The 7,333-nt window shown below is 64.1% G+C and carries 6 protein-coding genes; all 6 read right to left on the bottom strand.

Annotated elements, in window-relative coordinates; all coding sequences use genetic code 11:
- Positions 1-24: 24 nt before the first annotated feature.
- Positions 25-729: a response regulator transcription factor gene (locus tag WD012_RS05220; RefSeq protein WP_339562714.1), complete on the bottom strand. Its 705-nt coding sequence runs from the start codon at positions 727-729 to the stop codon at positions 25-27.
- A gap of 4 nt (positions 730-733) precedes the next feature.
- Positions 734-2,188 carry a sensor histidine kinase gene (locus WD012_RS05215; protein ID WP_339562713.1) on the bottom strand — a complete coding sequence of 485 codons (1,455 nt, stop codon included), beginning with the start codon at positions 2,186-2,188 and terminating at the stop codon, positions 734-736.
- A 213-nt stretch (positions 2,189-2,401) separates the two neighbouring features.
- On the bottom strand, positions 2,402-3,097 hold the full coding sequence (gene mtnN / locus WD012_RS05210; RefSeq protein ID WP_339562712.1) for a 5'-methylthioadenosine/S-adenosylhomocysteine nucleosidase: 696 nt from the start codon (positions 3,095-3,097) through the stop codon (positions 2,402-2,404).
- Positions 3,098-3,178: 81 nt separating this feature from the next.
- On the bottom strand, positions 3,179-4,462 hold the full coding sequence (locus tag WD012_RS05205; protein WP_339562711.1) for a 3-deoxy-7-phosphoheptulonate synthase: 1,284 nt from the start codon (positions 4,460-4,462) through the stop codon (positions 3,179-3,181).
- A gap of 84 nt (positions 4,463-4,546) precedes the next feature.
- Entirely contained in the window at positions 4,547-5,683 is a 1,137-nt protein-coding gene (locus WD012_RS05200) for a 3-deoxy-7-phosphoheptulonate synthase (RefSeq protein WP_339562710.1), read from the bottom strand.
- A gap of 157 nt (positions 5,684-5,840) precedes the next feature.
- Positions 5,841-7,178, bottom strand: a complete 1,338-nt coding sequence (locus WD012_RS05195; RefSeq protein WP_339562709.1) for a C1 family peptidase — start codon at positions 7,176-7,178, stop codon at positions 5,841-5,843.
- Positions 7,179-7,333: the final 155 nt, after the last annotated feature.

The raw sequence follows: 7,333 nt of genomic DNA, 5'->3' as shown, positions 1-7,333 counted from the left end.
CCACTAACCAATGTAATGGGCGGATCACTTGGCGGGGGCGTCGATCTTGTAGCCTAGGCCGCGCACGGTCGTCAGGTACTGCGGGTGGGAGGGGTCGGCCTCGATCTTGGAGCGCACACGCTTGACATGCACGTCAAGCGTCTTGGTATCGCCGACATAGTTCGAGCCCCAGATGCGGTCGATCAGCTGATGGCGGGTCATCACGCGACCCTTGTTCTGCATGAGGTATTCCAGCAGCTCGAACTCCTTGAGCGGGAAGAACACGTCCTGCCCGCGCACGGTGACCTGATGCTCGCCCACATGCATGGTGATATCGCCGCACACGAGCGCGACATCATCATCCTGGGCGCCGGACGTCTGCTCCACCGACTGGTTGCGACGCAACACCGCACGGATACGCGCCAGCAGCTCCCGGAACGAATACGGCTTGGTCACATAATCGTCCGCACCGATCTCCAGGCCGACGACCTTGTCGATCTCCGCGCTCTTCGCGGTGAGCATGATGATCGGCACGCGGCTCTGCTCGCGGATGCGCCGGCACAGCGCGATCCCGTCGATGCCGGGAAGCATCAGATCGAGCAGCACCAGGTCGGCACCGCCGCGCGTGAACAGTTCCAGGCCTTCCTCGCCGGTCTCGGCCGCCTCCACGTCGTACCCCTCACGGGTGAGCTGATAGACCAGCGGTTCTCGATAGGATTCCTCATCTTCAACGATCAGAATGCGTGTCATGCTGTTATTCTGCTCCTTGCTGTTCTATCTGTCCCGTCTCTACGGCCTGTCCGCCCGTCCGCGCCTTAGACGGCGGCTGCCCGGTAGCCCGGACGGAGGGATCGGCAGCCGCTTGGCTGCTTGCGGACGCATCATGATCGTCGCCACAGGCCAACGGAAGTTCAATCGTGAACGTCGAGCCGCTCCCCTCATGCGACCACGCTGAAATCGTGCCGCCGCACTCCTCGACGCAATGCTTCGTGATCGCCAGTCCGAGCCCGGTTCCGCCGGTATCGCGCGACCTGGCGGGATCCACGCGATAGAAGCGCTCGAAGATACGATCCAGCGACTGTTCAGGAATGCCTATTCCCTGGTCAATCACCCGGATAGTCACCGTCCCCTCGGCGTCATGCCGCGCAATATCAGCCGTCACCGTGGTGTCTTGCGGCGAATAGTGGATCGCATTCTCGATCAGGTTCTTGACCGCCGTGGTCAGCGCACGGGGGTCCACCCTGATGAGCGCCGGGCCGCCGGCATGCGTCACACGGATATCGATATGCTTGTGCTCGGCCTGCACGGCGTTCTGCTGGGCGGCATCCTTGACCACATCCAGCGCGTCGACCTGACGTGCGGAAGCAATGCCGGCCGCGCTTTCCACGCGTTGCAGCTCGATCAGACGCTGGACGAGATTGGTCAGACGCTCTGATTCCTTCGAAATCCGGCCCGAGAAATAACGCACGGCATCCGGGTCGTCGGCCGCGTCGGTGATGGTCTCGGCAAGCAGCGATATCGCCCCGGCCGGCGTTTTCAGTTCGTGCGACACATTCGTCACGAAATCGCGGCGCATCATTTCAAACCGGCGGCGTTCGCTGATATCGCGGATGAACACGGCCACACGGTTCCCATCGATCGGTCCTGCGTGAATCATGAGATGGCGCGTGTGCGTCGGGCTTGCCGTCCCCGCTTTGACGCCGCGGCCCGGCCGCTCGCCTTCGCCAAGCAGCTGCCGGCTTTCCAAGGTGATTTCGCGGTCCCGGATCTGCCCGTCCGCCGCGACCATCACCGCAATCTGCGCCATGTCGTCATTGACGAATTGACCGTCTTTGACGACGGCGAGCGCTTCTGCCGCGGGACTGACATAGCGGATATGCCCCTGACCGTCCGCAATCACCAGCATGTCAGGCATCGTCTTGATGAACTGTTCTTCCGCCTGACGGACCGCTCCGCGGCCGAACACGCTCTGCTGCCGGGTGAAGCCGCCGACACCGTTCGGTCGGGCGGCAGGTCCCTTGGCGGGTTCCTCTGCCGGATTGCCGTTCGCGCCAGCTGCAGCTTCGCCCGCATCATGCCGGGTGTCATCGACGGCATCATGCCGGGTCCGTGCGCTCGCGCGGCGTCCCCAACGGTATCCAAGCAGGACGGCGAGCGCCGACACCACGACCACAACGATCACGGCGATGGCCAATTGACGTGCGTCCATCGTTCCTCCCTGTGCCGCAGTCGCGGCGACTCCATGACAAGCGTAACCTCACGGACGCTTTGGCATACCCGAGTTTGACTGAAGTTCGCCTGCTGTTCATATTCGCCGCCGAATGTGCGGCGGCGCTGTGTCGCGCACGGGCACCCTTGCGGCCTTATCACTGCCGGCCATCGATACAATGTGCGCGCAGCCGTCTGCAGACGTTACAGCCGCTTACAGCCGGCGCACGATGTCGATGGCGAGGCGGGCGGCGGTATCCGCGTATTCGGAGATGTCGAACGCCTTGAACACCTCGTAGTCGGTGTCGGCGTTGTCGCTGAGCGCCCGGATGACCAGGGCCGGCACGTCGTTGCGGGCGGCGACGTGCGCGACCGCGGCGCCTTCCATCTCGACCGCGTCGGCGCCGGTAGATTCGCGTACTTCCTTGACTTTCTCAGGCGAATCGACGAAATAGTTGCCGGAGGCGATGGTGCCGACGATATGCTTGATGCCGGCCGCGTCAAGGGCCGCCGAGGCGACATCCAACAGGTGGACGTCGGAATGGAATTCCTCGGTTTTCGGCTTCCACTGGCCGACCAGACGCATGTCGGTGTCCAGATAGCGTAGCGTGCCGCCGAGCACGACATCGTTGATATGCAGGTCACGGTTGAGGTTGCCGGCGATGCCGGAGAAAATCACGGCCTGCGGATGGTAGGTGTCCACAAGGTACTGCGTCGTGGCGGCCGCATTCACCAGGCCCATGCCACCAACGGTCGCGGCGACCTCGACCTGCTGGCCGGCGTTGGTGGTCAGTGTGCCGTGCGAGACGTCAAGGCTCGCCTCGCGGCGGTGCTCCACGTGGTCCAGGGAGGCCGCGATGAGCGCGACCTCCTCATCAAGTGCTCCGATGATGGCGATGGTGGTGGTCATATGTGTTCCTTTGCTGTTGTGTCGTACAGGCTGAGTATGTGCTACGGGCTTGTGCCGGAAAGCCGCCCGGCGCTACTCGTTCTACTCGTTCCAGCGGCGCTGCGAGACGGCTTGCGCCAGGTCGCGCAGCAGCCGTTCGGTATCGGGCCATGACAGGCAGCGGTCGGTGATGGATCGGCCGTAGACCAGCCGGTCAAGCGGGGCGGGCTTCTGGTTGCCGCCTTCGAGGAAGCTTTCCATCATCACGCCGGTGATACCGCGCTCGCCCCGCGCAATCCGCGCGGCGATATCGCGCACGACCTGTGCCTGACGATGCTCGTCCTTGCCGGAGTTGCCGTGCGAGCAGTCGACGATCAGCCCGTGGGCTGCCGCGGAATCTGCCGGCAGCATCGCGCGGATGTCCGCCATCGCCCGGGCGACGGATTGCGCATCGTAATTCGGCCCGTGGCTCGAGCCGCGCAACACCACATGGCAATCGGGGTTGCCGAGCGTTTCGACGGCGCTCGCACGGCCCAGATGGTCGATACCGAAGAACGTGTGCTGCTGGGCGGCCGCATAGCACCCGTTGACCGCCGCCTTGACGGACCCGTCGGTGGCGTTCTTGAAGCCGACCGGCATGGACAGGCCGCTCGCCAGCTGCCGATGGATCTGGCTTTCCGTGTTCCGTGCGCCGATCGCCCCCCAGCTGATCGCGTCGGCAATATACTGCGGGGACGTCGGCTCAAGGAATTCGGTCGCGGCGGCGAGTCCGGTGTCCAGCACGCTGAGCAGCACGCGGCGGGCGAGCAGCAGGCCCTTGCGGATCTGATGGCTGCCGTCGATGTCGGGGTCGTTGATCAGGCCCTTCCAGCCGACCGTGGTGCGCGGCTTCTCGAAATACACGCGCATGACGATGAGCAGCTGGTCGTCGAGCTCGTCCTTCAGCCTGGACAGGCGACGCGCGTAATCGAGGGCGGCCTTCGGATCGTGCACCGAGCAGGGGCCGACGATGACCAGCAGACGGTCGTCCTGGCCGTACAGGCAGGCGCGGATCTCGTCGCGCGAGTAGGCGACGATATTCTCCGCCTGTTGCGACAACGGCAGGGCGGACAGCACCTGTGCGGGCGTGGGCAGCGGTTCGAGCTCAAGCACCCTTCGGTTGATGATGCGGTTGACGCCGACCTGATCCTCCCAGCGCGGCACATCCGTGGCTTCCAGCGGGTTCTTGCCTTCGCTGATCGCCTCGTGGATCGCGCGCAGGTCCTCCGGGGAGTTCAACGGCTGCTGGCCGACATGCAGAGGGTGCGCCGCCTGTTGCGATGCCACCTGTTGCGATGCCACTGATGCTGCCGGTGTTGCCGCGTCCTGCTTCTGCTCGTTCATCATGCCCTTTCGTCCATACTGACTCAAGCATAACGCCACCGAGTGGAAGGCAGGCAAGACAGCCGGGAATCCCACTGACGGAACCGGCTACCGGCGCAGAGCGCGACGCGCGGTGACCGCGTCGGCCAGTGTGTGCAGCAGCTGCTCCGTGCGATCCCACGGCACGCAGGCGTCCGTGACGGACTGGCCGTAGACGAGCCGGTCGAGCGGGGCTGGCTTCTGATGGCCGCCTTTCAGGAAGCTTTCCATCATGACGCCGAAAATCCCCGGCTCGCCTTGTGCGATGCGCCCGGCGATGTTCTCGATCACTTCGGCTTCGCGGACCTCGTCCTTGCCGCAATTGCCGTGGGCGGCATCGATGACCACCCCGGCCTCGCTCACACCGGTCGCCTTCGAAGCCTTCAGCGCCTCAAGCGCGGCAGCGACCGATTCGGGATCAAAATTCGGGCCGTGGCTGGAGCCGCGCAGCACCACATGGCAGTCCGGGTTGCCCTTCGTTTCGGCGGAAATCACACGGCCGTCAAGATTGATCGAAAGGAAATGATGCTCGAATCCGGCGGTATAGCAGGAATCCGCGGCCGCCTTGATCGAGCCGTCCGTGGAGTTCTTGAAGCCCACCGGCATGGACAGGCCGCTCGCCAGCTCGCGATGCACCTGGCTTTCCGTGTTGCGCGCGCCGATCGCGCCCCAGCTGATCAGGTCGCACAGATACTGCGGGGTGATCGGGTCAAGCCATTCGGTGGCGGCCGGCAGGCCAAGGTCCAGCACGTCGGTCAGGACCTTGCGCGCCAGCCACATGCCCTTGCGGATATTGAACCGGCCGTCGAGGTCGGGGTCGTTGATCAGGCCCTTCCAGCCGATGGTCGTGCGCGGCTTCTCGAAATACACGCGCATGACAATCAGCAGACGGTCATTGAGCTCGCGGTTGACGGCGGCGAGTCTGGTCGCGTATTCGTGGGCCGCTTTGGGATCGTGGATCGAGCAGGGGCCGACGAGCACGAGCAGACGGTCGTCGCGGCCATGCATGATGTCGCGGATCTCCTGACGCGAACGCAGCACCAGGTCGCGCGCGTCATCGGTCAACGGCAGCTCGCGCAGGAAGGCGCGCGGGGCCGGAATCGGGTCAAGCTGGCGGATATTGATGTCCACAGTCTCGGGGAGTACGGCAGCATCGCCGAATCGGCGCTCATCCTCAGCACTATCGGGACCACGAAGACCAGCCATCACTCTCTCCTTTCGACATGCGGGACACGGACTATTCACCCTATCGCAAGGCGCGGAGCGAGCCGGCAGCGTGATTGCATACTGGAACGCAAACCGCCTGCCGACGCTGAAAGATGCGTAAGCGTCGGCAGGCGGGACAATGACGTGACGGGTGTCGTCAGTCGGCGAGGGCGCCCATCGGGTCCCAGGCGGGGAGCATGATGGCGGGCTCGTCCAGCGCGGCCTGGTATTCGGCCGGGAGCATCGTGCGCGGCACGGCCACCTCGTACACGTATTCGGTGAACCAGTCGTCGCTCATCGTGAAGTAGCCCTTGTCGGCGATCTTGTCGCCCCACGAGTTCTCGACACGCCAACGACGGGTCGTCTTGCCGTCATCGGCCACGTCCACGCCGACGAACGCCATCGCGTGGTTCATCGCGGAATCGGCGAACCGCACGCGATCCTGCTTGTTCATATCGAAGTCCACATTGTAGACACGGCCATACTCGAACAGGTCGGTCGCCCAGGCGCCCGACTCGCGGTCCATCATCGGATGGCAATCCGCGCCGAACCACACCGGGATGTCCTGCTCGGTCAGGATCCGGCGTACGCAGTCCTTCATGAACTCGTTCGGCACGTTGAGGTATTCGGTCGGGTCGCCGCCGGCCACGTTGCCCAGATGCTCGATGCCGATCTTGCGGCCCTTCGGATGCTCGACGCGCGGATCGTCCACCAGGCACACGTAGTCCTCGAGACCGGCATCCACGTACTTCTTCCAGAACTCGACCGGCGTGATCTCGCCGTCGCGATGGAAGGTGCCGTCCTCGTCGGTCCACTCCCAGTCGAAGCTCTTCGGCGGCTCACCGAGATGAATCGTCAGAATACGGTGTCCGGCAGTCGTCGTTTGCGCGATGATCTCGTCGATCTGCGCCTTGTTCGCGTACATGTGCGCGACCGCGGTGTGCAGCAGAGCTCGCAGCTGCGTGTTCATCTCGCCGGTGTTCTTCGAGGATGCGGTCTCCGGGAACAGGTCCTTGGGGACGGCACCGTACTTCTTGTACACGTTCATCGCCATCGTCCACTGGCCGCCGTCGCCCATCACATCATGCAGAAGATGCTGCATCAGGCGGGAGTCCGAGGGCTCGCCGGCGCGCACCAGCGCGGCGACATCCTTGAGGAAGTAGTTGACGCGCTCGAGCTTGTCGTAGTACATCGCGTAATTCTGCGAGAACTCGAACTCTTTGAGCCCCAGGTTCTTCTTCGCGATGAACCGGGCGACGTTCAGCGAGCTGAACAGCCAGCAGCGGCCGGAACGGTCCTGGTGGGTGACGGTACCGTTGTCCACGGTCGTGGAGAAGCGGCGCTGCAGGCGGCGGGCCCGGTCATAGTTGCGGGCGACATCCTGGATGCCGGCGACAGTGACCGCGTTCATCGCGAGATGGTTATGCTCGCTCGCCTCGAACTCGTGGCGCAGGTTGTCCAACGCCTCACTGCTTAACGGTGTGATCTGATCCATACTCTATCCCTGTCTCTTGTCGGTCGTATTGCTTGTCGACGTGGTCCGGTGCCGGTATGCCTGGGTCGGTGTGCCGGTGTGGGCATACCCGGATGCACCCGCCCGGCACGCCGTACATTTGCCGGGAGTACATACACCGGGAGGAGCGCCGGACG

Source organism: Bifidobacterium thermophilum (assembly GCF_037482445.1).
GTDB lineage: Bacteria > Actinomycetota > Actinomycetes > Actinomycetales > Bifidobacteriaceae > Bifidobacterium > Bifidobacterium thermophilum_B.
The sequence above is the reverse complement of the archived record's forward strand: the minus strand, read 5'-3'. Positions and strand labels throughout refer to the sequence as shown.

Bases quoted from the DNA above. Each gene is read 5' to 3' on its own strand.
- WD012_RS05200 (WP_339562710.1), bottom strand. From the start codon at position 5,683: ATGGCTGGTCTTCGTGGTCCCGATAGTGCTGAGGATGAGCGCCGATTC.
- WD012_RS05195 (WP_339562709.1), bottom strand. From the start codon at position 7,178: ATGGATCAGATCACACCGTTAAGCAGTGAGGCGTTGGACAACCTGCGC.
- WD012_RS05220 (WP_339562714.1), bottom strand. From the start codon at position 729: ATGACACGCATTCTGATCGTTGAAGATGAGGAATCCTATCGAGAACCG.
- mtnN (WP_339562712.1), bottom strand. From the start codon at position 3,097: ATGACCACCACCATCGCCATCATCGGAGCACTTGATGAGGAGGTCGCG.
- WD012_RS05215 (WP_339562713.1), bottom strand. From the start codon at position 2,188: ATGGACGCACGTCAATTGGCCATCGCCGTGATCGTTGTGGTCGTGGTG.
- WD012_RS05205 (WP_339562711.1), bottom strand. From the start codon at position 4,462: ATGATGAACGAGCAGAAGCAGGACGCGGCAACACCGGCAGCATCAGTG.